27 protein-coding genes are annotated in these 26,612 nt (G+C 59.5%); 8 read left to right on the forward strand and 19 right to left on the reverse strand.

Translation table 11 applies throughout. The features are described 5' to 3' along the window. Positions 1-245: 245 nt before the first annotated feature. Entirely contained in the window at positions 246-770 is a 525-nt protein-coding gene (locus NOM06_RS04240; RefSeq protein ID WP_255910006.1) for an acyloxyacyl hydrolase, read from the forward strand. Positions 771-860: 90 nt separating this feature from the next. Here the strand turns inward: NOM06_RS04240 and dcuC are convergent, their stop codons facing one another. The 13 genes from dcuC to NOM06_RS04305 form a co-directional block, all read right to left on the reverse strand. After that, on the reverse strand, positions 861-2,234 hold the full coding sequence (dcuC, locus tag NOM06_RS04245; protein ID WP_255910007.1) for a C4-dicarboxylate transporter DcuC: 1,374 nt from the start codon (positions 2,232-2,234) through the stop codon (positions 861-863). A 9-nt stretch (positions 2,235-2,243) separates the two neighbouring features. Next, positions 2,244-3,482, reverse strand: coding sequence for a peptidase T (gene pepT, locus NOM06_RS04250; protein ID WP_255910008.1), 1,239 nt, complete (start codon positions 3,480-3,482; stop codon positions 2,244-2,246). Between the two features lie 484 nt (positions 3,483-3,966). After that, on the reverse strand, positions 3,967-5,463 hold the full coding sequence (locus NOM06_RS04255) for a C69 family dipeptidase (protein WP_255910009.1): 1,497 nt from the start codon (positions 5,461-5,463) through the stop codon (positions 3,967-3,969). A gap of 457 nt (positions 5,464-5,920) precedes the next feature. Further along, positions 5,921-6,556 carry a maleylacetoacetate isomerase gene (maiA, locus tag NOM06_RS04260; RefSeq protein ID WP_005361400.1) on the reverse strand — a complete coding sequence of 212 codons (636 nt, stop codon included), beginning with the start codon at positions 6,554-6,556 and terminating at the stop codon, positions 5,921-5,923. A 139-nt stretch (positions 6,557-6,695) separates the two neighbouring features. Then, complete coding sequence (locus tag NOM06_RS04265; RefSeq protein WP_255910010.1) at positions 6,696-7,691, reverse strand: fumarylacetoacetate hydrolase family protein; 996 nt, start codon at positions 7,689-7,691, stop codon at positions 6,696-6,698. Positions 7,692-7,701: 10 nt separating this feature from the next. Continuing rightward, positions 7,702-8,853 carry a homogentisate 1,2-dioxygenase gene (locus NOM06_RS04270; RefSeq protein WP_047438604.1) on the reverse strand — a complete coding sequence of 384 codons (1,152 nt, stop codon included), beginning with the start codon at positions 8,851-8,853 and terminating at the stop codon, positions 7,702-7,704. Further along, a complete protein-coding gene (gene hppD / locus NOM06_RS04275) occupies positions 8,846-9,982 on the reverse strand; it encodes a 4-hydroxyphenylpyruvate dioxygenase (protein WP_206875344.1) in 1,137 nt (378 codons plus the stop codon). The genes NOM06_RS04270 and hppD overlap by 8 nt, the downstream gene beginning before the upstream one ends. Positions 9,983-10,206: 224 nt before the next feature. Further along, positions 10,207-10,902: a haloacid dehalogenase-like hydrolase gene (locus tag NOM06_RS04280; protein WP_255910011.1), complete on the reverse strand. Its 696-nt coding sequence runs from the start codon at positions 10,900-10,902 to the stop codon at positions 10,207-10,209. Next, positions 10,902-11,561, reverse strand: a complete 660-nt coding sequence (locus NOM06_RS04285; protein WP_255910012.1) for a TIGR01621 family pseudouridine synthase — start codon at positions 11,559-11,561, stop codon at positions 10,902-10,904. The genes NOM06_RS04280 and NOM06_RS04285 overlap by 1 nt, the downstream gene beginning before the upstream one ends. Positions 11,562-11,737: 176 nt before the next feature. Further along, positions 11,738-12,430, reverse strand: coding sequence for an ABC transporter permease (locus tag NOM06_RS04290; RefSeq protein ID WP_005337302.1), 693 nt, complete (start codon positions 12,428-12,430; stop codon positions 11,738-11,740). Between the two features lie 3 nt (positions 12,431-12,433). Then, the gene (locus tag NOM06_RS04295; protein WP_042053114.1) at positions 12,434-13,174 is read right to left on the reverse strand and encodes an ABC transporter permease; all 741 of its coding nucleotides are present in this window, start codon (positions 13,172-13,174) and stop codon (positions 12,434-12,436) included. A gap of 211 nt (positions 13,175-13,385) precedes the next feature. Then, the gene (locus tag NOM06_RS04300) at positions 13,386-14,159 is read right to left on the reverse strand and encodes an ABC transporter substrate-binding protein (protein ID WP_005337307.1); all 774 of its coding nucleotides are present in this window, start codon (positions 14,157-14,159) and stop codon (positions 13,386-13,388) included. Positions 14,160-14,208: 49 nt separating this feature from the next. Continuing rightward, positions 14,209-14,979: an ABC transporter ATP-binding protein gene (locus tag NOM06_RS04305; protein ID WP_005337310.1), complete on the reverse strand. Its 771-nt coding sequence runs from the start codon at positions 14,977-14,979 to the stop codon at positions 14,209-14,211. Positions 14,980-15,512: 533 nt separating this feature from the next. Here NOM06_RS04305 and NOM06_RS04310 point away from each other — a divergent pair. Then, positions 15,513-16,415, forward strand: coding sequence for a lysine exporter LysO family protein (locus NOM06_RS04310; protein ID WP_236340441.1), 903 nt, complete (start codon positions 15,513-15,515; stop codon positions 16,413-16,415). 103 nt (positions 16,416-16,518) lie between these two features. On the opposite strand, the gene iadA is transcribed toward NOM06_RS04310, so the two are convergent. Beyond that, positions 16,519-17,649, reverse strand: a complete 1,131-nt coding sequence (gene iadA, locus NOM06_RS04315; protein ID WP_255910013.1) for a beta-aspartyl-peptidase — start codon at positions 17,647-17,649, stop codon at positions 16,519-16,521. A gap of 66 nt (positions 17,650-17,715) precedes the next feature. Further along, positions 17,716-18,498, reverse strand: a complete 783-nt coding sequence (locus NOM06_RS04320; protein WP_019445361.1) for an ABC transporter substrate-binding protein — start codon at positions 18,496-18,498, stop codon at positions 17,716-17,718. Between the two features lie 387 nt (positions 18,499-18,885). Between NOM06_RS04320 and NOM06_RS04325 the strand changes: the two genes are divergently transcribed. After that, positions 18,886-19,494 carry an ACP phosphodiesterase gene (locus NOM06_RS04325; RefSeq protein ID WP_255910014.1) on the forward strand — a complete coding sequence of 203 codons (609 nt, stop codon included), beginning with the start codon at positions 18,886-18,888 and terminating at the stop codon, positions 19,492-19,494. Positions 19,495-19,550: 56 nt separating this feature from the next. On the opposite strand, the gene NOM06_RS04330 is transcribed toward NOM06_RS04325, so the two are convergent. Together NOM06_RS04330 and arsC are read right to left on the reverse strand one after the other, a co-directional pair. Continuing rightward, positions 19,551-19,934 carry a DUF2069 domain-containing protein gene (locus NOM06_RS04330; RefSeq protein WP_005352922.1) on the reverse strand — a complete coding sequence of 128 codons (384 nt, stop codon included), beginning with the start codon at positions 19,932-19,934 and terminating at the stop codon, positions 19,551-19,553. Beyond that, on the reverse strand, positions 19,931-20,281 hold the full coding sequence (gene arsC / locus NOM06_RS04335) for an arsenate reductase (glutaredoxin) (protein ID WP_042657676.1): 351 nt from the start codon (positions 20,279-20,281) through the stop codon (positions 19,931-19,933). The genes NOM06_RS04330 and arsC overlap by 4 nt, the downstream gene beginning before the upstream one ends. Positions 20,282-20,341: 60 nt before the next feature. On the opposite strand from arsC, the gene NOM06_RS04340 reads away from it, so the two are divergent. Then, positions 20,342-20,824: a TlpA disulfide reductase family protein gene (locus NOM06_RS04340; RefSeq protein ID WP_255910015.1), complete on the forward strand. Its 483-nt coding sequence runs from the start codon at positions 20,342-20,344 to the stop codon at positions 20,822-20,824. Between the two features lie 90 nt (positions 20,825-20,914). Here the strand turns inward: NOM06_RS04340 and NOM06_RS04345 are convergent, their stop codons facing one another. After that, positions 20,915-22,369, reverse strand: coding sequence for a M48 family metalloprotease (locus NOM06_RS04345; RefSeq protein ID WP_370688905.1), 1,455 nt, complete (start codon positions 22,367-22,369; stop codon positions 20,915-20,917). A gap of 121 nt (positions 22,370-22,490) precedes the next feature. Here NOM06_RS04345 and NOM06_RS04350 point away from each other — a divergent pair, with 121 nt between their 5' ends. The 3 genes from NOM06_RS04350 to NOM06_RS04360 are packed head-to-tail and all read left to right on the forward strand — an operon-like array spanning position 22,491 to position 24,662. Next, a complete protein-coding gene (locus NOM06_RS04350) occupies positions 22,491-22,724 on the forward strand; it encodes a sulfurtransferase TusA family protein (protein WP_167558267.1) in 234 nt (77 codons plus the stop codon). A gap of 25 nt (positions 22,725-22,749) precedes the next feature. Then, the gene (locus tag NOM06_RS04355) at positions 22,750-23,820 is read left to right on the forward strand and encodes an AI-2E family transporter (protein ID WP_255910016.1); all 1,071 of its coding nucleotides are present in this window, start codon (positions 22,750-22,752) and stop codon (positions 23,818-23,820) included. 35 nt (positions 23,821-23,855) lie between these two features. Continuing rightward, the gene (locus tag NOM06_RS04360) at positions 23,856-24,662 is read left to right on the forward strand and encodes a MipA/OmpV family protein (RefSeq protein ID WP_255910017.1); all 807 of its coding nucleotides are present in this window, start codon (positions 23,856-23,858) and stop codon (positions 24,660-24,662) included. A gap of 111 nt (positions 24,663-24,773) precedes the next feature. On the opposite strand, the gene NOM06_RS04365 is transcribed toward NOM06_RS04360, so the two are convergent. Then, entirely contained in the window at positions 24,774-25,574 is an 801-nt protein-coding gene (locus NOM06_RS04365; protein WP_255910018.1) for an alpha/beta fold hydrolase, read from the reverse strand. A gap of 128 nt (positions 25,575-25,702) precedes the next feature. Between NOM06_RS04365 and ppk2 the strand changes: the two genes are divergently transcribed. Then, positions 25,703-26,518, forward strand: coding sequence for a polyphosphate kinase 2 (gene ppk2 / locus NOM06_RS04370; RefSeq protein WP_005361444.1), 816 nt, complete (start codon positions 25,703-25,705; stop codon positions 26,516-26,518). Positions 26,519-26,612 lie beyond the last annotated feature (94 nt).

Genomic DNA, 26,612 nt, shown 5'->3' on the forward strand with positions numbered 1-26,612 from the left:
CGAACGGGTTCACCCGAGCGGATAACGCCAGATAGCAAAAAGCCCTTCACCATGGTGAAGGGCTTTTTCATCTCCCCGCGGTCACGCCTGCCAAATCACATCAGACCATCGCAGATAGTTGATTTTTCATAAATATTTAATTTTTTTACCGAGTGACCATGCATTGACAGGGAGCGCGTCGATTGACTATGCCTGAAGGGTGATCAACAGGATCACCAGGATGACAACAAGGATCGGGAGGGGGCATGGACGCTAACACTCTATCAAGGATCGCCCTGCTGACAGCACTGCTCGCCAGTCCGTCTGCAATGGCCAATGACAATATCGTGGTACTGCAGCTTGGCAGGGCCTTCAGCAATGAAAAGCTCGACATCAACATCGCCGACGCCAAGTTCCATCACATATTCTGGCGTTGGGGAGACTCAGGCTGCCAATTTGGGCTGGGGGTACGTGGCGGTATGCTCAAGGTAGAAGATGAAAAGAGCGCCAGACTGGGGGGCGGCGCCCGTATCGAATGCCAATGGGGTAACTGGGTAACCTGGCTCCCCGGCGAAATGGTCTGGCTCGATCAGTACCAATTTGGCACTCGCGGCAACGGCTACAAGGATTACGGCGGCCCCTTCCAGTTCGCCCTGGGTATCGGCCTCGGTTACGCCATCACCAAGAATTGGCTGATCGGCTATCAGTATGAGCACATGTCCAACGCCTATATGTATGACAAGAACCCGGGGCTGGACAGCTATACCCTCCACATCGAGTACCGTTTTTAGCCAAGCAGGCTCAACCGTTATCGAAACCGTTAGACAAAAAAAAGCCTTCACTCTCGTGAAGGCTTTTCGTCATGTGCACACTATCCATCGTTACAGATAGAAGATCCCCACGATCAGGGTATGGAAGACAAAACCGACCATCAGTGGTACCGAGGTGCGCTTGATCACCGCGAACGGGGTCAGCTTGGCACCGCTGGAGACGGCGATAATCACCCCGGAGACTGGCGACATGGCTCGCCCCATGTGGGAGGCCTGCTGCATCGGCAGGATCATGGCGGCGGTATTGACCCCCATGCTGGCGGCGATCTGCGGGATCAGCTCGACAAAGGCAAGGAAGGGCGCATTGCCAGAGCCCATGATGATGGCGGCAACCAGCGTCACCAGAGCAAAAACGATCGCCATGGCAAAGGCGGGCAGTCCCACATGTTCGGCGCCGACGATCAGGATATCGATCACCCCCAGCACCTTGATGCCGTGAGCGAAGATCCCCGCCGCCACCAGCAGCCCCACCACGTTGCTGAACGCTGACCCCATGCCGTTGAGGAAGTGGCTGAAACCACCACACACCTGTTTCATGTCACGGGTTCTGGCTGCCTCGACCACCATGCTGATAAACATCGAGATCATCACTATGGTGATGACGTTGAGCTTGATGTGATCGACAAACAGTGAAGAGAAGCCCACCGCCATGATGATGGGCAGCATCGGCAAAATGGCATAAAAGCCGGGGACTCCGACCTGTTGCGCCGACTCATCCACCGTAGCCGCGCCCTGATGCGGGTGTCCGTCCTGCAGATCGCAACGACGTTGCCAAAATACGTGCATCAAGCCCACCACCAGCACTGTCGCCAGCGCGGCAGGGCCCTGATAGGTATAGACATACTCGATCACGTTGTGGCCCATGCCCACCGCATCGGTTGCACGGATGGCGTCGATAGCGGTCGGGGTATAAGCCACCCCGAGGGAGGTAGCAATCACCCCGGCCGACGAGGCCGCAGAGAGGCCAAGCCCTACCATGATGGGGAACAGGGTCGCCATCAACAGTACCGCCAGACCAGTCGCCGAGGGGATCGCCAGTTGCAGCGCGCTGGCCAGCAGGTAGGAGAAGAACAGCAACACATAGGGGGAGCGCAACCGGCGCAGTGGACGAATCGCAATGCACACCACCGCATCGTTGGCACCGATATGATCCATGTAATGGGCAAAGCCCATCAGCGCCATGATCATCAAGCCAAGATCGGCCGCCCGCGAGCTGAAGAGATCCCGCATCACCTCGAAGGGATCGAACAGGGCAATTCCGGTGCTCTCGACCCCTTTGGGCAGCACACTCCCCCACCCTGCCAGCTGGCTTGCCACCATCAGCACCAGACCGGCGGCAAACAGCACCGGCTCGGCCCGATAGCCTTTGAGAATCAGTCTGGCCACCAGCACGATGACCAGCACTGCAATAACTACCTGAAACATGACGACTCCTTAGCGGCTGAAACGGGCGTGGGTGAGCTTGATGATCTCGATCACCACGGCACTGGCCGCCTCGAGGGATTTAACCGGCAGGTACTCGTAGATGGAGTGAAAGTTGTGGGCACCGGTGAAGAGGTTCGGGCAGGGCAATCCCTTCTGGGAGAGCACAGCGCCATCATAACCACCGCGCATCGGGATAGGCTTGGGGGTGATCCCCAGCGTCTCGTAAGCGGCCAGCGCCAGCTCGATGGGGTAGCGGTTCTCCCCCTGCAGGCTGTTGAAGACATTGCTGTAGCGATCGCTCAAGTGGTAACTCACGCTCTGCTCACCCCACAGGGCCTGACAGCTCTTGCCGAGGGTATCGAGCAGGGTCATTCGTTGCTGATACCCCTGCTCGGTGAAGTCGCGCACATCCAGCTTGAGCACTGTGTTGGCGCTGTTGCCCTGCATCTGCTTGACCCAGTAGTAACCCTCGCGCCCCTCGGTATATTCGGGCGCTTCGCCCCCCGGCAGCATGGCGATAAACTTGTGCGCCATCAGCAGCGAGTTCTTCAGCTTGCCCTTGGCCGACATGGGGTGGGCCGAGGCACCGTGAAAGACAAACTCCGCATCCCCCGCATTCCAGTTCTCATAGACCAGCTCGCCAATGCCGCAGCAGTCGAGGGTATAGGCGAAGTCAGCGCCAAAACGTTCGGTATCGAACGCCTTGGCCCCGCGCAATCCCTGCTCCTCGTCAGGTACCAGACCAATTTTGATGGTGCCGTGGGGGATCTCCGGATATGCCTGCAGATAGGCAACCGCATTGACGATGGCGGCGATGGCCGCCTTGTCATCGGCCCCCAGCAGGCTGGTGCCGTCGGTCACGATGATCCGATCACCGACATAGTTGGCCAGCTCGGGGAACTCGCTCAGACGCAGGGTGATCTGCTGGTCGGCATTGAGGCAGATATCGCCCCCTTCATAGGCCACTACTTGGGCATGGGTATCGTTGGTGTGTTCAGCACTGGTATCGAGATGAGCAAAGAAGGCCACGGTGGGCAGATCCCCGCCCACATTGGCAGGAAGTGTGGCGGTCAGGATGGCGTTATCCGCCACCTCCACGGTCAACCCCAGGGCGATCAGCTCCTCTGCCACCTTGTCAGCCAGCACCCGCTGCCCCGGGGAGGAGGGCATTACCCCGGCGGCGCCCGCTTCACGATTGGTGGTGGTATTGATGGCGGTGTATCCCAAAAATCTGTCGACAATATGCATTGCGGTAGTCCTGTGAGTAGTGACGGATATGATGCCGTGACGAGATCCGGCGGCGCGGTCGCCTTATTCCGAAAGCAGCCGCCTTTTTCTGCAAACAGCCGTCTGATGAAGCGATAACGCCTTGGATTAACGAGAAAAAATGAGATGGATAAAGAGAGTGCCCATCACAGTCGAATCAATGGGTAGTGATAAATAACACAGAAAAGCTGCATAAAAGCCATCAGATAACCAAAAGTGGGTAGCTGATCACATGCCTGATATGCTGAAAGGCGAAATAAAAACCTGAATGAAAGTCTCTGCTTTCGTATCGGGTAGCGAAATCCACTGCCCGGGCCAGACACATTGGCGGTATGTCATAAAGGAAAAATGCCAGAGCACAGGCTCCGGCATCGATAGTGGGAAAGTGATCAGAGAAACCGATCTGCCCGGCGACCGCTCAGGCTGACCGTCGGGGCCCCTCTTTGACATGATGAGTGCGTCGCGGTTAATCCCTTTTCGCCTTGTTGGCGAAGAAGATATCGGCCTGAATATCCTGGGTGCGCACCGTGAAGATCTGGTTGGTGAGATCGTCGGTCAGCATTTCGGCCTCCTTCATCACCCGCAGATTGAAGTCGTTGAGCATGCTGTTGGCGGCGGCCTTGTCGGTTTTGACCGTTTTCAGATAGTTGGCTTCCATCTCTTTCTGCTCTTTGGCAATCTTCGCCTCCCAGCTCTGGTAAGCCTGCTTCACTATGGGGGCCAATTTGGGGTAATCGGTCATTATCAGGGTCTGCAGCTTGCGATATTTCCAGTAGATGGAGTCGCTGTCGGCCTTGTCGCTACCCATGGCATAGTGCGCCGGATAGGCTTCCAGACCGCTGTAGTAGGGAACGAAGGCGGTCAGATCTGCCATGCCGAGGCCCACATAGGTCACCTCCCCCACCTCACGCGGCATCCAGGGGCGTACCTGCATCACGTGGGACTCGTAGGTACGGAACACACTGACTGGGCGCCACGGCTCCTGACCGTTCAACCCCTTGCTGTAGGGATCGTGTTCGGTGCCGTCATAGTGATTGCGCAGCACCGCCTTGACCTCCTCCAGCGTCATCTTCTTCTCGGGGGCGAGGGTGACCGGGAACTGACGACCGGCATCCACCGCCTGCTTGAGCGAGGGGTTGAACATCTGCTGGATGGTCCAGACCCGCGGATCGTTATAGGTGCGGTCCCGCTCGTCATCGCGGGTATAGGCTTTCGAGAAGTTGAACGCCCCATCCTTTTGCGGATGGTAGAGCCCCTTCTCGGTGGCAAATTCGATCAGATTTTTCGATCCCATCATATCGGCACTGGCGGGATCGTACTGCTGCAGGCGGCCCTGATTGCCGGTGGCAAAGTAGTGATTTTTCGGCAGACGCTGCGCCATCCAGTGATGGCCGGTGGCAGTCTCCAGATACCAGAGCTCGTTATCATCCACCACGGCGACACCAAATCCCTCTCCCGCGCCTATGGTCTCGATGATGTTGCCAAGCAACGAGATCGCCTCGCGGGCCGATGTGGACCGGGAGAGCAACACATCGGGAATGTCATCCTCGGTGATCCCCTTATCTTCCACATAGGGGTCAAAGGCGAGCGCTTCGGGTGAGGCAAAAATGGACTCGGTGCCGCTCACCCCGACTCCCTTCTCGTTGAACCCGGTGGCGCCATGCAGCTGGGTCTTCCAGTTCGGTACCGTGGTATAGCGCAGGGAGTTTTTCGGCAAGGGGTAGCTGAAATCATTGGCGCCATTGTGAGCCTTGGAGCTGTGCATACCGCTCTGCCCCTGCTTGGCCGGATGGATCACGAAATGCTGGGCTTTCAGGGCATCGCTGTCGGCGCTGCGGGCCACCATCATGGAGCCATCGGCGCTGGCTTCACTGCCGACCAGCAAGGTGGTACAGGCGAACGCCGACGAGAAGAGAGCAAGGTTGATGGAGAGTGCGACGACGCACTTTTTGAAGGAATACATGAGATCTCCTTGTTGCACAGAGTGGTTGCAAATAAGCGGTGGCGCGCCAGTCAACCTGCCGCTGTCACAAGGGATCTGCGCGGTGACACGGGCCGGACAGTGCGGGCCATCAAACCGTAAACACGAAAAAGAGCAGTGCGAATAAACCATGGAAACCAGGGAGGTAGCCAGGCCCCCTGATAGGCGACCTGTGCGCATTTCTGCTTTCCGCTGTCCCGCTGGCGTGGCGATACTAGGCCCAATCAACTGACTTGAGTGTGACTGACAGCCCAAAACACCAACAATAAAGACTCAATCGATGCAAAATGTTGATAAGTGTGACAAGTGCAGGATCCTTGGCGACATTCAGCCGTCAACACAAGGCACGCAAGGCGCATACAGAAGGGAAATAAAGAGATGAGGAGATATAACGCGCGGGATGGCGTGCTGACGCCATCCCGCGATTCAAGTCAGTAGGTCACTGCGCATCCGGCTGGTTTGCGGGGGCGGCCTTGATAAAGGCTTGCAACTGTTCGCAGTTGGCGACGATGCGGCGGATAGTGGGGTAATCGTCCAGGGTCATGTCGTAGCGGCGGGCGTTGTAGACCTGGGGCACCAGCATGCAGTCGGCCAGGGTCACTTCGTTGCCGACGCAGTAGACACCGGCGGTGGTCATCAACAGCTGTTCGAGGGCGGTGAAGGTCTCGTCAATCCAGTGGCGATACCAGCGGGCCTCCTGCTCGTTGTTGGCCCTGAAGTGCTCTTCCAGATAGTTGAGTACCCGCAGATTGTTGAGCGGGTGAATATCGCAGGCGATCATGTTGACGATCTGGCGCACTCGGGCCCGCGCGTCGGGGGAAGAGGGCATCAGAGAATAGGCGGGATAGGTCTCGTCAAGGTACTCCATGATGGCGACCGACTGACCGATCTGCACATCGCCATCCACCAGAAACGGCACCAGCCCTTGGGGGTTGATCCGGCGATAGGCCTTCTCGCTCTGCTCGCCTTGCCGCAAATTGATGGGGTGCTGCTCATAGGCGAGCCCCTTGAGCTGCAACACGATCCGCACCCGAAAACTTGCCGACGAACGCCAATAGCCAAACAACTGCAACATAATCTGTCCCTGCATCTTATCTGGGCCCGAAGCCCGGCAGGTGCTCACCACCTGCCTCCTTGTGTATCCGGCACCGGTTGAGGGCTCGTCGTGATCCGGACATATCCCGAATATGCTTGCCGCCAACCGGCGCTGGCCATCAACCTCCCTGACCGTTCGCTGACACCACCTGTTGAGAGATAGTGCCAAACAGGTTTTGGCCAGAGCGATCTTCCATCGCGATCGACACTCTATCACCAAACTGCAAATAGGGGGTTATAGCTTGATCACAATCAAGAATTTCCAGCATGCGGCGCTCGGCGATGCAGGATGAGCCGGCGCTGCGATCGTAGTTGGAGACGGTGCCGGAGCCGATGATGCAGCCTGCCCCGAGCGGTCTGGTCTTGGCGGCGTGGGCAATCAGCTCGAAGAAGCTGAAGGTCATGTCCACCCCGGCTTCGGGCGCACCGAACAGGGCACCGTTGAGGTGGGTCAGAAGCGGCAGATGCACTTTGCCATCACGCCAGTCATCGCCGAGCTCGTCCGGGGTGATGGCCACCGGCGAGAAGGCGCTGGACGGTTTGGACTGGAAGAAGCCAAAGCCCTTGGCCAGCTCGCCCGGAATGAGGTTACGCAGGCTCACGTCGTTGACCAGCATCAGCAATTTGACGTGGCTGGCGGCCCCCTGCGGGCTCACCCCCATCGGCACGTCGTCGGTGATGATGGCCACCTCCGACTCGAAATCGATCCCCCACTCCTCCGATCCCATGACAATCGGCCCACGGGGAGCCAAAAAGCTGTCGGAGCCCCCCTGATACATCAGCGGATCGTGCCAGAAGCTCTCCGGCATCTCGGCGCCGCGCGCCTTGCGCACCAGCTCCACGTGGTTGACGTAGGCGCTGCCATCGGCCCACTGATAGGCGCGCGGCAACGGAGAGAGGCAAGACGCTTCGTCAAAGGGGAACGCCTCGGCCACGCGGCCCTCGTTAAGCTGCTGATAGACAGCCTCCAGCCTGGGGGCAACCTCGGCCCACTCGTCGAGGGCGGCCTGCAACGTCGGGGCAATCTCGCTCACCCGTACCGCCCGGGTCAGATCCCGGTTCACCACCACCAAAGCGCCATCGCGCTTGCCATTGTTTAATGTTGCCAATTTCATAAGCGATTCCTTATTTGCCGGCAGCCGCGTCCGGGCGTTGCCAGCTGGAGACATACCGGGTGTTCTCGATCCCTTCACACAGGCTGCCGACGTTCAGCGCATCGCGGGTGTCTAGCATGACCGCCACCTCGTCGGTGAACTTCTTGGCATAGGCCTGCCCCGCCGCAAACGCCTTGGGATGGGGGCCATGGGTGAAACCGGCAGGGTGGAAGGTAACCATGCCCCGCTCGATATTGTCCCGGCTGAAGAAGTCCCCTGCATGGTAGAAGAGCACTTCGTCGTAATCGTCATTGCTGTGATAGAAGGGCACCTTGAGGGCGCCGGGGTCACTCTCGATGGGGCGCGGCACGAAGGTACAAATCACGAAGCGGCTCGCCACAAAGGTCGAATGAGCCGACGGCGGCAGATGGTAGCGGTGGCTCATCAGCGGGCGGATATCCCGCCAGTTGAGGCGCACCACGCACAAGTCGCCGTGCCACCCCTGCGCATCCAGCGGGTTGAAGGGCCAGGTGATGACGCTAATCTCGTCGTGGCGCTTCACCTGCAGCGACCAGGGATTCTCATCCTGCTGGGCCAAAAAGCGCTCGTTGATGGCGGGCACATCGAGCGCCGCTGGGTCGAAGATGGCGTGATTGCCCACCAACCCCTTGTCCGGTAGCTGATAGCTGTCGTTGGTCGCCTCGATCATCAGGATGAACAGGGGCGCCGTCGGCTCAATGCGCCACATGGTGCCACGGGGGATCACCACGTAGTCGCCATCGCGAAGAGTCAGGTGGCCGTAGTCGCAGAAGAACTCGCCACCCCCCTCGTGGATAAAGAGCAGCTCGTCACCGTCGGCATTGCGCACCAGAAACGGCATCGCCTCAGAAAGCCGCCAGATGCGATAGCGGCAGTGGGGGTTGCTGAGAATGTCGGGAGCCACCCAGGGAGAGAGGGAACTCACCTCCTCCTGCAGGGCATTGAGGTCAAACAGCCGTGGTCGCAGCGGCCCCTCCCAACTGCTCCAGTCGGTGGGGGCATGCTTGTGGTGCATGTGGGTAGCTGGGCCGAAAAAGCCGCTGCGCCCCAGCTCGCGCTCATAGATAGCCTGCTCCGGCAGGTCGGCATGGGCCTGCCGGGAGTGGGTTCCCTCCCGATGGGGGAAGTTAATCCAGTTACGCATCGCTCGCTCCCTCTTTGCGGGCACCCTTCTCATCCTCGGCGCCATCCAGCACGCCACGGCGGATCTGGTCCAGCTCGATCGATTCAAACAGTGCCTTGAAATTGCCCTCGCCAAACCCTTCGTTACCCTTGCGCTGGATGATCTCGAAGAAGACCGGGCCAATCACGGTATCGGTAAAGATCTGCAGCAGGATGCCATCCTTGGTGGGGGAGCCGTCGATGAGGATGCGCAGCTCTTTGAGGGCCGCCAGATCCTCCTGATGCCCCTCGACCCGGCTATTCACCTTCTCGTAGTAGGTATCCGGGGTCGGCATAAAGCCGGTACCGCGGCTGCGCAGGGTGCGGATGGTGTGGTAGATATCGCTGGAGGCCATGGCGATGTGTTGGATACCCTCCCCCTTGTACTGGCGCAGATACTCCTCAATCTGGGACTTGTCATCCGCCGACTCGTTGATGGGGATGCGGATCTTGCCACAAGGCGCGGTCATGGCACGGGAGTGCAGCCCGGTCAGCTTGCCCTCGATATCGAAGTAGCGAATTTCACGGAAGTTGCCGATCCGCTCGTAGAAATTGGACCAGACATCCATATTGCCGCGATGGACGTTGTGGGTCAGGTGATCGATTTCGATGAGACCTGCATCCACCTCTGCCATCCGGGCCTGCCAGTCAGGGTAGAAAACAAAATCCACGTCATAGATGGAGCCCTTGTCGCCATAACGGTCGACGAAGGAGAGCGTGCTCTCGCCGATACCGTAGATGGCGGGAATATTGAGCTCCATCGGGCCAATCTTGCCGACAAAGGGCTTGGCCCCCTTGGCGATGGCGTACTGCTGGGCTTTGCCCGCATCGCTCACCCGAAATGCCATGCCGCAAACGCTCGGCCCATGCAGGCTGGCAAACTGCTCCGCCTGGGAGTGAGGCTCAGCATTGACCACGAAGTTGATATCCCCCTGCCGGTAGAGCCAGCACTGCTTGTGTTTGTGCTTGGCGACCTCGGCAAACCCGAGCGAAACGAACAGGCTCTTGAGGGCGGCAATCCCCTTGGCATCGGGGGCCGTGTACTCGACAAACTCGAAACCGTCAGTGCCTAACGGATTGATGGTATGGGTGGCGGAAGAGGTGGCATTCATCGGGCGCTCCTTGCTCTTGATTCGGTTAAAACGGATTGCGGCACCCAGCGGCGCGGCAAGTGTTAACAACTTGTTTCATTAGAAGCAGGGCGTAGCAGGAAGAGAAGAGGCGGGTTGCAGATAGTTTTTCGCAGCTGGCAGCAAAGAATGTAAATGGATTGTGACATTCAAGCTGCAGCCTTGCGGATCAAACGGTGACGCCCCGCAGGACTGTCAGCTTTGCATTACAGTTGCCAGTTTTTGACCAGCAGATGGGGCAAGCGGGCCCGGGCTTTTTGCAGTCGCGTGGGCGTTGGATTGATCAGCCACGCCTCTTTCCCCAACCCCAGCAGCGGCAGATCGTGCAGGCTGTCGCTCAAGGCCAATTCGGCATCGAGGGCACAGATCTCCGGCAACAGCTTGTGCTGGCCGTGGCAATAGAAGCGCGGCATCAGGCCGCCAAAACGGTAGTGCATCTGCGAGCCAATGATCCGGTGGGGCAACTGGCCGGGCAGTTGCTGATAGAGCTGGGCTCGCACCAGCGCGCAGGGACTGGCGGAGATCACCCAGCAGCGCGCCCCCTCGTTTTGCAGCAATTCGCGAGCCTGACGATACAGCCCCGGCCTGGTGCGGCAATAGGCGCGCACCAGCTTGCGCCAACCGAGGGGAGAGAGCCAAAGCGTGATGGCCCACCAGATAAGGGAGATACCGCGCCGCCGCTGGCTGGGTAGAAGATAGACCAAGCCACCCAGCGCAATCACTGGCAACAGCAGCAGCGGCCAGATCCGGCGGCGCAGGATATAGCGCAGCAGACCGGCATGGCTGTCGCCGGGGGCCAGGGTGTCGTCAAAGTCGGCCAGGATCCAGCGCGGTGCACGTCCGTCAGGATCACGCTCTTTCGCTGAATGGATAATGGCGTCGGACGCTGGGCGCATAAGCATCAGGGCGCAAGGGCTGAGATGGCTGCCGTGAGCTCAGGAGTGACAAATTCACTCCCCACATCGGGCGGACATACAAAGTCGAACGGCTCGCCCGCTAGCGTAAAACTCAATCGCCAGGCATGCAGATAGCCGCGATCGGCTGGCGTGCCGCCATAGCGCTCATCCCCGAGAATGGGGGCGCCGATACTTTTGAGGGCAACCCGGATCTGGTGGGTTTTGCCGGTCTGGGGCTTGATGCGATAGAGCCGCAGCCCCTCGCGCACCGACACCGAATCAAACCAGCTGATGGCAGGATTCTCCAGCGTGCGCGCCAGCATCCAGCTGCCACCGCGCCCCTTTTGCATATCCCCCTTCACCCAACCCTGTTTCTTCTTGGGTTTGCGATCGGAGAGCGCCAGATACTGTTTGCTCACCTCACGGGCCGCAAAAGCCATGCTCAGCTCACGGTTCGCCTCTGTGGTGCGGGCCAGCAGCACCAAGCCGGAGGTCATCTTGTCGAGCCGGTGTACCGGATAGAGAGTGAGCCCGGTATCGGCCTTCACGCGATTGACCAGCCCCGAATTGACCGACTCACCGTCGTCCTTCTCGTCGTGCATGCCGATGCCGGGCTGCTTGTCGATAACCAGGAAAGCGGGATGCTCAAACAATATCCGGTACATAAAACCTCGGGAACTGGGGAATAAGGCATGCAGCCAACGACTGACTGCGCTCGGGAGTGCTGCATTCTCCCTGCTCATCCGCCATTTGGCAAACCGGGCGGGCAGAGGATGAAGATAAAAAATGGCCCCGCCTGCAACAGGCGGAGCCATTTTCGCTCATCTTGGCAGCTCAACCCTTACACATTGCGCGGGCGCAGGTGAGCGTGCCAGCGCGCTTCCCACTTCTTGAACAGCCAGACGATGACAAAGGTGAGCAGCATATAGAGCAGCCCTGCGGTCAAAAACGCCTCGAACGGACTGTAGTAGCGAGAGTTGATGATCCGCGCCGCGCCGGTCAGATCGACGATGGTGATGATGCCCGCCACCGCCGAGCCCTGCAGCATGAAGATCACCTCGTTGCTGTAAGCCGGCAGTGCCCGACGAAACGAGTTGGGCAAAATGATCCGGGTCAGGGTCTGCCAGCGGGTCATGCCAAAGGCGTTGGCTGCCTCAATCTGGCCGCGCGGCATATTGTGCACCGCTCCGCGCACGATCTCGGCGGTATAGGCGGCGGTATTGAGGGTGAAAGCCAGCAGCGCACAGAACCAGGCTTCGGAGAAGAGCGACCAGGCGGCACTGTTCTTCAGCCACTCCCACTGGGCGGCGCCGTAGTAGATGATAAAGAGCTGCACCAGCAGCGGGGTACCGCGAAAGAAGTAGATATAGGCCCAGATCGGCCCCTTGATCAGCCAGTTGCGGCTATTGCGCAGGATGCCCATGGGCACCGCCAGCATTAACCCAAGGATCAGAGAGAGGGCCACCAGCCAGACGGTGGTATAGAGCCCCTCCCAGTAGGTGGGCCACTCTTTGAGAATGATTGAGAAATCCATGGCTTACCTCGTCTTGATGGCGTAATGACGCTCGGCCCACTTGAGCGCCGAGGTGGAGACTGCGGTGAAGATCAGGAAGATCAGCGCCACCGCCATGTAGAAGGTGAAGGGTTGCTGGGTCGAGCCCGCCGCCAGCGAGGCTTTGCGCACCATGTCATCGAGGCCGATGATGGAAACCAGCGCGGTGGTTTTCAGCAGCACCAGCCAGTTGTTGCCAAACCCCGGCAGAGCGTGGCGCATCATCTGGGGAAAGAGGATCCGCACAAACACCTGGGTTGCCCTCATGCCAAAGGCCCGTGCGGCCTCCAGCTCGCCTTTGTCCACCGCCAGAATGGCGCCGCGAAAGGTCTCGGTCATGTAGGCGCCGAAGATAAAACCGATGGTCGCGACACCGGCCACAAAGGGGCTGATGTCGATATAGTCCGGAAGCAGGGAGACCCACTCCTGATTGGGATTGCTTTCCAGCAACCAGTTGTTGTAAGCCTCGTTGACCCAGGTGCAGATGCCGTTGATCAGCACCTGGCCGCCAAAGAAGAGCAGCATCATCAGCACCAGATCGGGGATACCGCGAATAATGGTGGTGTAGCCGGTGGCGATGGCCCGGGCCCACTTGTAAGGAGAGAGTTTGGCCAGCGCCCCCAACATCCCCAGCAGCAACGCCAGCAGCAGGGAGGCCAGCGCCACTTCCAGGGTAACCCAGGCGCCCTCCAGCAGCGAGGCTTCGTATCCTTTCAAATCAAACATATGCAGCTCCATCGCCACTGAATCTTCACGCACCTGCTAACCAGAAGGCTCCATAGCAGTCCGAATGAAATATGTGCAGCTCCATTGCAATCAATGCGGGCCCGTAAACTCCCTCAGGGAGGTGACGGGCCCGATGACTACTGACGGGATCAATCTGTCGTTACTTGCCGTAGACGTCTTTGGACTTACTCGCCGTAAACGTCTCTTTGTTTTACTCTCCGTAAACGTCGAATTCGAAGTACTTGTCGTTGATTTCCTTGTACTTGCCGTTGGCACGCAGCGCCAGAATGGCGGCGTTGAATTTCTCTTTCAGATCCTTGTCAGCCTTGCGCACCGCAATACCGGCACCCTCGCCAAACCACTTGGGATCGGTCAGTTTCGGGCCGACGAATTCAAAGGCATCACCCCCCTCTTTCTTCAGCAGACCGTCGGTGATGGCGGCAGAGTCGGCCAGCACATAGTCCACACGACCGGATTTCAGATCGAGATAGGCTTCATCGGCGGTACCGTAACGCTTGATGGTGGCGTTGGGGAAGTTGTCGGTAATAAAGGTATCCATGGAGGTCGCACGCTGCACCGCGACGGACTTGCCTTCCATAAAGGCTTTGTCGAGCTGCACATCAGTGCCCTTTTTGGCGGCGAAGCGGGCCGGAATGTGCTGGTACTTCTGGGTGAAGTCCACCTTCTTCTTGCGCTCTTCTGTGATGTCCATGGTGGCGATGATGGCGTCAAACTTGCGCGACAACAGCGCCGGAATGATGCCGTCCCAGTCCTGCTTGACCAGGGTGCACTTCACTTTCATCTCTTCGCACAGGGCGTTGGCGATGTCGATATCAAAACCTTTCACCTCGCCACTGGGCTCGGTCCAGGAGAAGGGGGGATAGGCACCCTCAACCCCGATCCGGACCTCTTTCCACTCCTTGGCCATCAGGCTACCGGAAGCGAGGGCAGTAACTACGGCTGTCGCCAGCATCAGCTTGTTCATGTATCTCTCCTTGATAAAACAGTTGATTGGGTAACCAGGCATCCCGCCATCAGTAGATGGAGGAGATGAATTGCTTGAACCGCTCGGATTTGGGATGGGCGAAAATCTCCTTGGGGTTGCCCTCCTCTTCCACCCGCCCCTGATGCAGAAACATCACCTTGTTCGATACATCCCGGGCAAACGACATCTCGTGGGTCACCACCAGCATGGTGCGCCCCTCTTCGGCCAGCTCGCGCATCAGGCCGAGCACCTCCCCCACCAGCTCGGGATCCAGCGCCGAGGTGGGTTCGTCAAACAGCATCACCTCGGGCTCTACCGCCAGCGCACGGGCGATGGCGGCCCGCTGCTGCTGACCACCGGAGAGGTGGCCGGGATAGTAGTCACGCCGCTCCCAGAGTCCAACCCGGTTGAGCAGTTGCTCTGCCTTGGCCAGTGCTTCGGCGCGAGGTACCTTGAGCACCTGGATCGGCACTTCGATGATGTTCTGCATGATGGTCATGTGTGACCAGAGATTGAAACTTTGAAACACCATGGCCAGTCGGCTGCGGATCCGCTCCACCTGACGCATATCTTCCGGCAACCGCTCGCCGGCGCGGCTGGTTTTCATCCGGATCAGCTCGCCATGGAGCGAGACGGTGCCGGATGAGGGGGTTTCGAGCAGATTGATACAGCGAAGAAAGGTCGACTTCCCCGAGCCGGAGGAGCCGATAAGGGAGATCACATCCCCCTTGTGGGCGGTCATGTCGATGCCCTTGAGCACTTCGTGGGTGCCAAAATATTTGTGCAGATCACGTACTTCCAGTGCGGCAACGTCGCTCATCCATTACAACCTTGTCTGTCCCTAGACGCCGCAGGGGGCGTGACTCAACCATCGTCCATTTAACAAAAAGTTAACCGATGGCAACCTTCAGCGAAAATATCACCCGGATAGTGAAAAAACAATACAGAACGAGGGTCTTCAGGGGATTCGCTCTATTTTTATTCGCTCTTTGCGTATTTTTCAGCACTTTGTTTGCATAAACAGCCGTTTCAATGGCTATTCCGATAACGCCTTTTTATACCCCAATCATATCAGTGGCAAGAGAAAAGCGTGATGTGTGCCAAACCGGCACCAAAATGGCTTTATGCACCCCCTTGCCGAGCGAAATATCAGCCCCCCGATCGGATCGACTTGATTTCATTGGTGCACTCGGGCTCGCACAGAACCTTATCAAACAGAGAGGTTGTGGCAAAAAAGTAACAATCCGCCTCTAAAAGGGCTGTTTTTGGCCATGAAAGCGAGAGATATGTGACACAGAGCCAATAAGTAATGATAAGGTGGTGTTTTTATCAGTTTTTGTGATCGAGGCCTCGATGCTGCTCAATGTGTTGCTGATCCTGTTGCCACTGGCAATCGGCTATCTGGTTCCCCTCTCCTCTGCCCGACTGATCAAGCTGGTCAACCAGAGCCTGGGCAAGATGGTCTACCTCATTCTGTTTCTGATGGGGCTCGGGCTTGCCTATGTGGAGAACCTGGGCAGCAATCTGGCGGTGATCTTCAAGGTCGCCGGGGTGATGCTGACCGCGATCACGATCTGCAACCTGCTGGCCCTCTGGTGGCTCGACAAGCGCACGCCGCCGACCCACGAGGCGAGCGATAGCAAAATGCCGAGCAAGCTGCACCTGTTGTGGGAATCCCTGCAGCTCTGCTTTGTGGTGCTCGGCGGTGTGCTGCTCGGGTTGCTGGTGGATCTGCGCGCCCTGCCCATCGACAAGTGGAGCGAATGGGCCCTGATGCTGCTGCTGTTTCTCATCGGGGTGCAGATGCGCAACTCCGGCATGCGGCTGCGCCAGATCCTGCTCAACCCCTGGGGGATGAAGATAGCCGCCACCGTCATCCTCAGCAGCTGGCTGGGTAGCCTGCTGGCGGCCCAGTTGCTGGGGATGCCCTTTGCCCATGGTCTGGCGATGAGCTCGAGCTTCGGCTGGTATTCGCTCTCCGGCATTCTGGTGGCCGACAAACTGGGGCCGGTGCTCGGTTCTGCTGCCTTTATCAACGATCTTGGGCGCGAGCTTATCGCCATTCTGATCATCCCGGTCCTGATGCGTCGCCACCCCTCGGCGGCCATCGGTTACGGCGGCGCCACGGCGCTGGACTTCACCCTGCCGGTCATCCAGAAATCAGGGGGCATTCAGGTGGTGCCGGTGGCCATTGTCTCCGGCTTTATCCTGAGCCTGCTCGGCCCCATCCTGATCCTCGGGTTTCTGGCGCTCTAAGCCTGATTTCCACATTGCAGATAAAAAAGCCCGACCTTGTTGTCGGGCTTTTGCTGTTTGGAGCAACCACGCACTCGCACTGGCTGCGATATTGCCCGCAGCCTTATTCGCGCCACTGGCCGCCACTCATCACTCGCTCGATAGCAAACGTCCGGTCGTGCACCAGCAGCAGATCCGCATCCTGCCCGACCCCGATACGCCCCTTGCTGCCAAGCCCCAGCGCCTGCGCCGGATTGCTTGTCACCACGGCCAACGCCCTCTCCAGCGAGACACCGAGCCGGGTCGCACGCACGCACTGCAGCCACAGGCTGGCAATCTGACCGCAGCGCATCTCGATTAGCCGCCCTTCGCCATCAAAGCGCGGCAGGCTGGCGTTGGCATCCGAGCTGAAGGTGATGCGCTCGGCAGGCACATTGGCGGCCAGCAGCTCGACGAGTGCATCGGCGGCAAGCCGCTCGCCATCCTCCAGCAGATCGGGAAAGCTCGAGGTGGTGAGATCTACCCAACCTCCCGCCTTGCCCCACTCGATGGCCTCGGCAAAGAGCCAGGGGTTGCGGTTGCAGTGAGTGGGATAGAGCTGGCGCAGCGGAATGTCGGTCTTATCGCGCAGGGCCCGCAGGGGGGCCAATGCCTTCTTGCTATCCCCGACATGGAAGAAGCTGACCCCGCTCTTGCCCGCAAGCAGCCCTGCCACCCGCGCCTCGCTGGCAAGCCTGGCCAGCTCATCGTGGGTCGGCGCACTGGATCTGTGGTCGCTGATGGCCACCTCCCCCACCCCCAATACCTCGGGGATCAGGATGATGTCCGACTCCACCGTGCCGGTCAGGGTCTTGACCGGCAGATGGTAGGAGCCGGTATACATAAAGGAGCTCACCCCGGCGGCGCGAAACTCGCGCACCTTGCCGAGCACCTGCGCGGGGGTGCGGGTCAGGCTGTCGGTGCCAAGCGCCGCCACCAGGGTGGTGACACCGGCCATAAGCGCCTCGCTCGCCGCCAGCTCAGGGGTGCGAAAGGCAAAGCCCCCCTCACCGCCGCCGCCGGTAATATGGGCCAGCGGATCCACCAACCCGGGTATCAGATAGCGGCCACGACCATCGACCCGATGCAGCGGCCAGTTTGTGGGCACCGTCAACCCCTTGCCCATCCAGGCGATACGGCCATCAGCCACCAGCAGATCCTGCTGGCAAAGGTGGGTGGGGCTGAAGATCTCGGCTCCCTCGATCAGGGTCAACATGGCGATCCTCCTTGCACGATTGTCGCTTGCCCAATGAAAAGAGAGGGAGCAAGCTCCCTCCCCCCGTCAACCACCATATATATCGTACTTGAAGTACTTCTGGTTGATCTGCTGATAGGTGCCGTTGGCACGCAAGGCCTTGATCGCCTCGTCCAGCTTGCCCTTGAGCTCCTTATCGCTCTTGCGCACGGCGATCCCCATACCATCACCAAACCACTGGCGATCGGTCAGGGCGGGCCCCACATAGTCGAACTTGTCGCCCCCCTCTTTGCCAAGGAGCCCCTGCTCGATGGCAGAGGCATCGGCCAACAGGGCCAGCACCCGACCCGCCTTCAGATCGAGATAAGCCTCATCGGCATTGCCGTAGCGGACTATGGTGACATTCGAGCCAAAATTGTCGGTCAGGTACTTGTCGTGGGTGGTGGCACGCTGCACCCCGATGCGCTTGCCCGCCATGCCTTCCGGGGTCAGCGTCAGCTCGGTCCCCTTGGCCGCCACAAAGCGATTGGGAATATGGGCATATTTCTCGGTGAAGTCGACCTTCTGGCGCCGCTCGTCGGTGATCGACATGGCGGCGATGATGGCATCGTATTTGCGCGACAGCAGGGCCGGGATCATGCCGTCCCAATCCTGCGCCACCAGCTCGCACTTGACCGCCATCTGCTGACACAGGGCATTGGCGAGATCGATATCAAACCCCTTGATCTCGCCCGACGCATCGGTCCAGGAGAAGGGCGGGTAGGCCCCCTCCACCCCGAAACGCACGGTTTTCCACTCCTTGGCCATGGCGGGGGTGGCCAGCAGGCTGGCAACAAACAGGGCTGAGAGGGTCAGTCTGATCTTCATCATGTGTACTCCATTACATAAAAAGCGCACAAGCGCGGACAAGGCACCGCAGGCGAATGCATGCGATGACCAAAAGCGGCAAAATCTGGATGAGCGAGATCACGCCCGAGCGGGCGTCAGTGAACTGCTCCAGAGGTTCGATCTATTCGTCGAACCACTCGGAGAGATAGAAAGGCTTGAAGTAGAAGGCCAGAAAAAAGCCTCTGGCTTTGCGCATCATGGTGGTTTGTCGCGTCCTGTGACAAAGATGGCAATCACCTTAGCACGCCCCAAATTTGCCCGGCAAGAGGCAGCAGTAGGGCAGTAGCAAAATCCCGATCATGGTCAAGGCGGGCGGGATCCGTTAGGCTCGAAGCACCTTGCCATCCCATAACAGACACACAGCGACCGATGAATTTTCTGGCACATCTCCATCTGGCTGCCCACACCCGAAGCTCTCTCACCGGCAATCTGCTCGGCGATTTCGTCAAAGGCACGCTGCCCACGGGGCTTGCCGCCCACTTCGATGAGGGGATCTGGCTACACCGCAAAATTGACGCTTTCACAGACAGCCACCCCGAGCACAAGGCGGCCGTCGCCTGTTTCGAGGCCCCCTGGCGCCGCTTTGGCGGCATAGTGGTGGATATGATCTACGACCACTGGCTGAGCCTGCACTGGGGACTGTTCAGCACCGAGCCCCTGCCCCGCTTCCTGCAACGCGGTTATGAGCAGCTATTGGCGGATCACCCACGCCTGCCGGACGGACTGCCACTCCCCCTCAAACGGATGGCCGAGCAAAACTGGATCGCCTCCTACCGCCACAGGGAGGGGCTGGGGCAAGCGCTAAATGGCATCGGTCGCCGACTGCGCCGCCCGGTACAACTGGGAGAGGCGCTGCTGGCCCTCGATGAGTCGCAGTGGCAAACATGCGAGGCGGGATTTCTGCGCTTCTATCCCCAGCTGATGGAATTTAGCCAGCAGCAGCTGGCCCAATATCGGGCAGCCCAAGGGGCACAGTGATCCCTCTGGATAGAGCTGCTTCCCCATAAAAAACGCCCCTTGCGGGGCGTTTGTCATCAGTTGGCTTCGTCTTTCTTTTTGCGAATGCTTAAGCCAAGTTCCCGGCCACGCAGTCGGGCGTAATAGATGGTGCCGACAAAGGCGAGAGTGGTGAAGACCAGCTCCACCACCGCCAGCCACCGCTCCCCCTCATCCGTGGTGATCAGGGTGAGGGCGTGGAGGAAATAGGGCATCAACACGAAGTTGCCCCAGGCGTGGGTGTAGGGGTTGCCCTGCACTATCCCCTTGAGAGGGAAGAGCAGCGGCACCGTCCAGATCACCGGCAGCAGCCAGGGGTTGAGGTCCGGATGGGGCGACAGCCACAGATGCCAGAGGATGACCCAACACAGCAGACCGAAGAAGCCGACCAGAGTCAGCCAACGTGCGAAGCGGGTGCTCACTTGAGGATCTCCAGCACCTGCTCCGGCGGGCGACCAATGCGGGCCTGACCATTCTTGATGACGATGGGACGCTCGATCAGCTTGGGATGCTGGTGCATGGCGCGAATAAGGGCATCACCGCTGACATCGGCCAATCCCAGCTCCTTGTAGAGATCCTCCTTGGTGCGCATCAGCTGGCGGGGATCGCTAAAACCGAGCAGAGAGAGCAGGTTGCGGATCTCATCTTCGCTCGGGGCCTGCTCCAGATAGAGCACCACATCAGGGGCGATCCCGTGCTGTTCCAGCAGGGCCAGGGTTTCGCGACTCTTGGAGCAGCGCGGATTGTGGTAGATTTGGGTCTCGCTCATGGTAACTCCCTGATTAATCGCAAGATGGGACTAGAAACGGCGCTATTGTAGGGGAAAGTGATGGTCAGGGTAAGCGGCAGTGGAAAGGAATTGAAACGAATTTGTTGGCTGATTGTGGCGGGCCTGCTGGGCGCCTGCACACCCGTCCCCGAATTTACCGATGCAACAGGGCAGTCGGTCAGCCTGCGCCACTTTGCCGGCAAGCCGCTACTGGTCAACTACTTCGCCCCCTGGTGTGCCCCCTGCCTGCGGGAGATGCCGCGCCTCAACGCGCTGGCGGCAGAAGGCCAGCTCACAGTGGTGGCCATCAACTACGACCCGACCACCCCAGCAGAGCTGGACAGGCTGGCTGCCCAGTACCACATCAAGGTGCCGCTCCTTATTGCCAATGAAGATGCCAAGCTCCCCTTCCCTCGCCCAAGCGGCCTGCCCACCAGCTATCTGCTCGATAGCGAGGGCAAGCTCAAGCAGACGCTGATCGGCGAGCTCGACCAGCAGCAGATCGAGATGCTCAAGGCGACCGCCAGCAGCCTGAGTCACTAGCCCATCGCTGCTATCACCGTCCCCCACATCAACGCCACCGCTATAAACAACAAGGGCGCACCGTGGTGCGCCCTTGTTTGATAGGTTTCGTTAGCCCTTGAGGCTGTCGAGATCCTTCTTGGCCCGCTCCAGCTCGGTGATGCGCGCCTCCAGACGAGCCAGAGTCATCCGGTCGCTGGTGGTACCGCGCGCCACGATCAGCTCGTCGATGGCCGCCTGATAATCCCCGCGCAGTGCGAGCATCTCGGCCCGCGCCATATGCAGCTCGGTCATTCTGCCCGCCTTGCGATAGGCATCAGCCAGCAGGTTCCAGGCCAGATTGTTCTCCTCATGCGCACGGGCATAGGGGTCGAGGATGGCAATGGACTTCTTGTAGTTGCCGCTCTCGAGGTAGGCGTTGCCGAGGTTGACCACCACCACTTCGTTATCCGGCATCCGGCTGCGGAACTTCTCGAGGCGCGCGATGGCCTGGGCACTGCGCCCCTTGGCCAGATCGATGTCGGTCTGGGCATCGACGATAAAGAGATCTTCCGGATGACGGGCCGCCAGCTCCTGCATCAGGGTATCAGCCTCGTCGGTGCGCTTGAGCTGGATCAGCGCCAGCGCCTTGCCATAGATGGCGGCATCCTTGAGCGGATAATCCCCCTTCTGGATCCGGCTATCGAAGTAGCTCAGCAGCCCCTGAGGGGTATCGGTACCAAAACGCACCTGAATCCGCACCTTGGCCAGCCAGAAGTCGAGACTGGGCGGCAAATCGCGGCGGCCATAGCTGCCCGCCCGAGCGCGAGCCTCGCTGATCCGGGTCTCCGGCAGCGGGTGAGTGAGCAGCATTTCCGGCGGCTTGCTGGCGTAACGGTATTCGGCAGCCAGTTTCTGGAAGAAGTTGGCCATCCCCATGGGGTCGAAACCGGCATCATAGAGGGTCTTCATGCCGATGCGATCCGCTTCATATTCGTTGTCGCGGGTGTAGTTGATGGCCGACTGCATGGAGAGGCCCAGCGTAGTCTGCAACGCAGCGATACCGGCAGTCGGGTTGATCACCGCCAGTGCGATGGATCCCACCAGACCGGCCAGGGTCACTGCAGAGCTGCTCGCCTGCGCCTCCATATAACGGGCGATATGGCGCTGGGTTACGTGGGTGATTTCGTGGGCCAGTACCGAGGCCAGCTCGCTCTCGCTGTCGGCGTAGAGGAAGAGGCCGGTGTGCACCTTGACTCGCCCGCCGAGGAAGGCGGCCGCGTTGATGGTGGGATCATTGATGAGGAAGAAGGTAAACGGGAAACGCACCCCATCGGCGTTGGTCAGCAGTCGCTGACCCAGATCGTCAATGTACTGGCTCAGCACCGGATCATCGATGATCGGCAGACCCGCACGGGCAAAGCGCATAAAAGCGTTGCCGTAACGCACTTCCTGCTCGATGGGCAGGGCAGCAACCCCGGCCGTGCCGATGTCGGGAAGCTGATTGTTGGCCTCGGCATAAAACGTGGCGCCCATCAGGGAAGCCAGCAGGGGAAGCGATGCCATCAGGGGGGAAAAACGTGCCACGTTATCTCTATCTCCATCAGAAAGGGCCTCGGCAGAATACCCTTGCCCATCAAGGGCTACAAGCGTTGTTTCATGCTCTTATCACGGCCATAATAGCGGCCACCTGCCTGATGGAGCCCCCATGGAAATTCTCGACCTGACCCCCTGGCGTTGCCCCGAGCCGCTGATCCGGCTCAAGCTCTGGTTAAGGGAGGCCAAAAGCGGTCAAACCGTCACCATACGGCTGGCCGATGCGGGCTCCCGGCAGGATATTCCGGCCTATCTGCACCGTCAGGGCCACCATGTCGAGATGCAGCAACAACCGGACAATACCCTCTCTTTGCAGTTGGTTGTCGGGGCGAAACAACCATCTTGAGCCCCAGTGATGTAAGGATGCCGTCATGTTAGAAGTATTGAAGCACTGGTATCAGACCCGTTTTTCCGATCCCGATGCCGTTACCCTGTTCCTGTTGCTGGTGTTCTGCTTTGCCATCATCTGGCTGTTTGGCGATCTGCTGGCCCCCCTGCTGGTGGCGCTGGTAATGGCCTATCTGCTGGAGTGGCCGGTCGCCCGGCTGCAAAAAGCGGGGCTGTCGCGCACCCTGGCCACCAGCGTCATTCTGATCCTCTTTATTGCGGTAGCAGTCGCCTCCTTGCTGGGTCTTATCCCGACGCTGGTCAGTCAGGGGATCAATCTGGCCAAAGAGGCGCCGGCCATGCTGACCCACGCTCAGGATTATGTGCGCACCCTGCCGGACAAATACCCCGAGCTCATCGACGTCAGTCTGGTGGAGACCGTCATCGACAATATTCGCCAGCGCATCCTCAGTGGCGGCGAGCATCTGGTAAGCGCCTCCCTCAGTTCGCTGGTCAACGTGGTCGCCATCATGATCTACCTCATTCTGGTGCCGCTGATGGTCTTCTTTATGCTCAAAGACAAGCGGGTACTGATGGGTAGCCTGCGCCGCTTCCTGCCGCGCAACCGCACCCTGGTCAACCGGGTGTGGGTGGAGATGAACAACCAGATCATCAACTACATCCGCGGCAAGGTGATCGAGATCCTCATCGTCGGCATCGCCACCTATGTCCCCTTCGCCCTGATGGGATTGCGCTACTCGGTGCTGCTGGCGGTCGCGGTCGGCTTCTCGGTGCTGATCCCCTATATCGGCGCCGCCGTGGTGACCGTGCCGGTCGCCATGGTCGCCCTGTTCCAGTGGGGGCTCACCCCGGAGTTTGCCTGGCTGATGGTGGCCTATCTGGTCATTCAGGCCCTCGATGGCAACCTGCTGGTGCCGGTGCTTTTCTCGGAAGCGGTCAACCTCCATCCGGTGGCCATCATCATCGCCGTGCTGGTCTTTGGCGGCTTGTGGGGATTCTGGGGAGTCTTCTTCGCCATTCCCCTCGCCACCCTAGTCAAGGCGGTGATCAATGCCTGGCCAAAACGTGAAGAGATGCCCAGTGCCGCAAAATAACCTGCTTCCCCTGCAATCGTGACAACGGAGTGTCCATGACCTTTTTTCGTCAAATCAGAGCGGCAGGGCTGACGGCCATGCTCCTCGCTGCAGCCCTCCCAGCGCGTGCCGATATCGATCTTGGCGCCATGGATCTGCTCACCAGCAACAGCCCAACCAGTCCGGTGCCACAAGGCTTTGTCGCCGGAGCGGCGCTCATCGGGGGACAAGCCCGCTATGAAGCGCAGGACAACGCCCTCTACGCCATCCCCGGCTTTATCTACTTCGGCGACGAGTTTATGTTTCTGGGGGATCGGGCCCGCTACTACTTCCACAAGGATGAGAACGTGGCCCTCTACGGCTATGGCCGGGTCCGTTTTGGCAATCTGGATCCCGAGGATTCTCCGGCCTTTACTGGCATGGAGCAGCGAAAATGGCAGCTGGAAGGCGGGATCGGTGGCAACATCATCACCCCCTACGCCCTGCTGACCGTGCGGGCCAACAGCGATGTCACCGGCCGCAGCAAGGGGCAGGAACTGCTGCTGTGGGCCGACTTCCCCATCCTGCGCGACAACCTGCTGATCATGCCGGGGATGGGGCTGATGCTGCGCAGCGACAAGATGGCCAACTACTACTTCGGCGGCATCTCCGAGAGTGAAGCGACCGCCCAGCGGCCCGCCTGGGATACCGGCACTACCCTCTCCCCGATGGCGGCGCTCATCACCAGCTACCGCTTCAGCCCCAACTGGATTGGCATGTTTGCCATGAACTACGAATGGTATGATCGGGACATCAAAAATAGCCCCATCGTCCAGCACGATGGCGAACTCTATGCAGGCTTTGCGCTGGGCTATATCTGGTAACGGTTATGAGTCTTGAACCGTGAGACACGACCAAACAAAAGGGAGCCCTCGGCTCCCTTTTTCACGATCATCAGGCTGGTAGTACCGCTTGTTCAGGCTGCCCATTCAGGCTCATAGCGCTGCCAGAAATTCGCTCAGTTGCTGATTGACGAAGGCCGGATTTTCCAGCGACGAGATGTGGCCAGCGGCCGGGATCTCCCTGAACGGGCAACCCAGCACCTCGGCCATCAGATAGCCCTCCAGCACCGGACGGGCCTTGTCCTCGCAGCCGGTCATCACCAGCGCGGGAGTGGTGATCTCCTCCAGCCACTCGATACGATCTTCGCGGGTCACAAAGCTGCGGCCCACCGCCACCATGGCGGCAATCTTCTCGTTTGGCCAAGCGGCCAGACGCGCCTTGAAGCCACTCATCAGTGCCTCATCAGGCTGGCTGGCAAAGAAGATAGGCGCCACCTGTTCGATGATGGGCGCAGGCACGGTGCCGAGCTGCTCGATCATCGCCAGCATGCCGAGGTAGCGCTCGCAGGTGATCTGCGGCTCGAGGCCAACAAAACTGTCCATCAGCACCAGACCCTTGAGGCGGTTTGGCACCATGCGCGCCAGCTCAACACCCCACATGCCGCCGATGGAGAGGCCCACCAGTACGAACTCGTCAACCCCGAGGGCATCGAGCAGCGCCAGGTGATCCCGCGCCAGCGTCGCCAGGGTGCAGCCACCTTCGGGGAGCAGGTCGGAATCGCCGTGGCCCCACAGCTCGGGAACGATGCAGCGATAGCTGCCCTTGAGCGCCTCGATTTGCGGCGCCCACATGGCACTGTCCCACAGATAACTGTGACCAAACAGCAGTACCGGCCCTTGCCCTTCGTCCAGATAGGCCATCCGGCGGCCCGCTATCTCCATAAAATGCTTCATGTTATCTCCTGTTGCCAGCGATGGGCGGGCAGTGTATCACGTCCCCCTTGGCAGGTGACGCCTCCCTGGTGCAAGCTGGCAGTGACTCAAAGAAGTCACCCATGAAAGGATGCCAAAAGGAGAAGCCCATGGCGAAGGAGAAGAGCAAGAAACGGCCGCGTCTGGACAAGAAGTGCTACGAGCACCACCTTGCCCATCTGCAGGAGGAGCTGGTCAAGCTGCAGGAGTGGGTCAAGCAGGAGGGACTCAAGGTGGTGGTGCTGTTCGAGGGACGGGACGCCGCCGGTAAAGGGGGCGTCATCAAGGCTATCACCGAGCCGCTCAACCCCCGGGTCTGCCGGGTCACGGCGCTGCCCGCCCCCTCCGATCGGGAGCGCTCCCAGTGGTACTTTCAGCGTTATGTGGCCCACCTGCCCGCCGCTGGCGAGATGGTGCTGTTTGACCGCTCCTGGTACAACCGGGCCGGAGTCGAGCGGGTGATGGGATTTTGCAGCGATGCCGAGTATCGCGAGTTTCTGCGCGCCTGCCCCGAGTTTGAGCGGATGCTGATCCGCTCCGGCATCACCTTGATCAAATACTGGTTCTCGGTCAGCGACGAGGAGCAGGAGAAGCGCTTCAAGGAGCGGATCAACACCCCCATCAAGCGCTGGAAATTCAGCCCGATGGATTTGCAATCCCGGTCACGCTGGGTGGAGTACTCCCGCGCCAAGGATGACATGTTCACCTACACCGACACCGAGGATTGCCCCTGGTTCGTGGTGGAGGCAGATGACAAACGCCGTGCCCGCCTCAACTGTATCGCCCATCTGCTGAGCAAGGTGCCCTACGAGGCGATCCACTACGAGCCTATCAAGCTTCCCCCCATCAAGACCGAAGGGTATGAGCGCCCGCCGCTGGCCAGCCAGACCTTTGTGCCCGATATTACCGCCGAACTCGAGGCCTGAACCGGGTTACCTTGCCTATCTGCATGTTCAAATCGCAGGCAATAAAAAGCCGGTCTGACGACCGGCAAAAAGGCATTGATTATTAAGAAAGGAA

The sequence above is a fragment of the Aeromonas sp. JL9 genome (assembly GCF_024436075.1).
In the GTDB taxonomy this organism is placed as follows: domain Bacteria; phylum Pseudomonadota; class Gammaproteobacteria; order Enterobacterales; family Aeromonadaceae; genus Aeromonas; species Aeromonas veronii.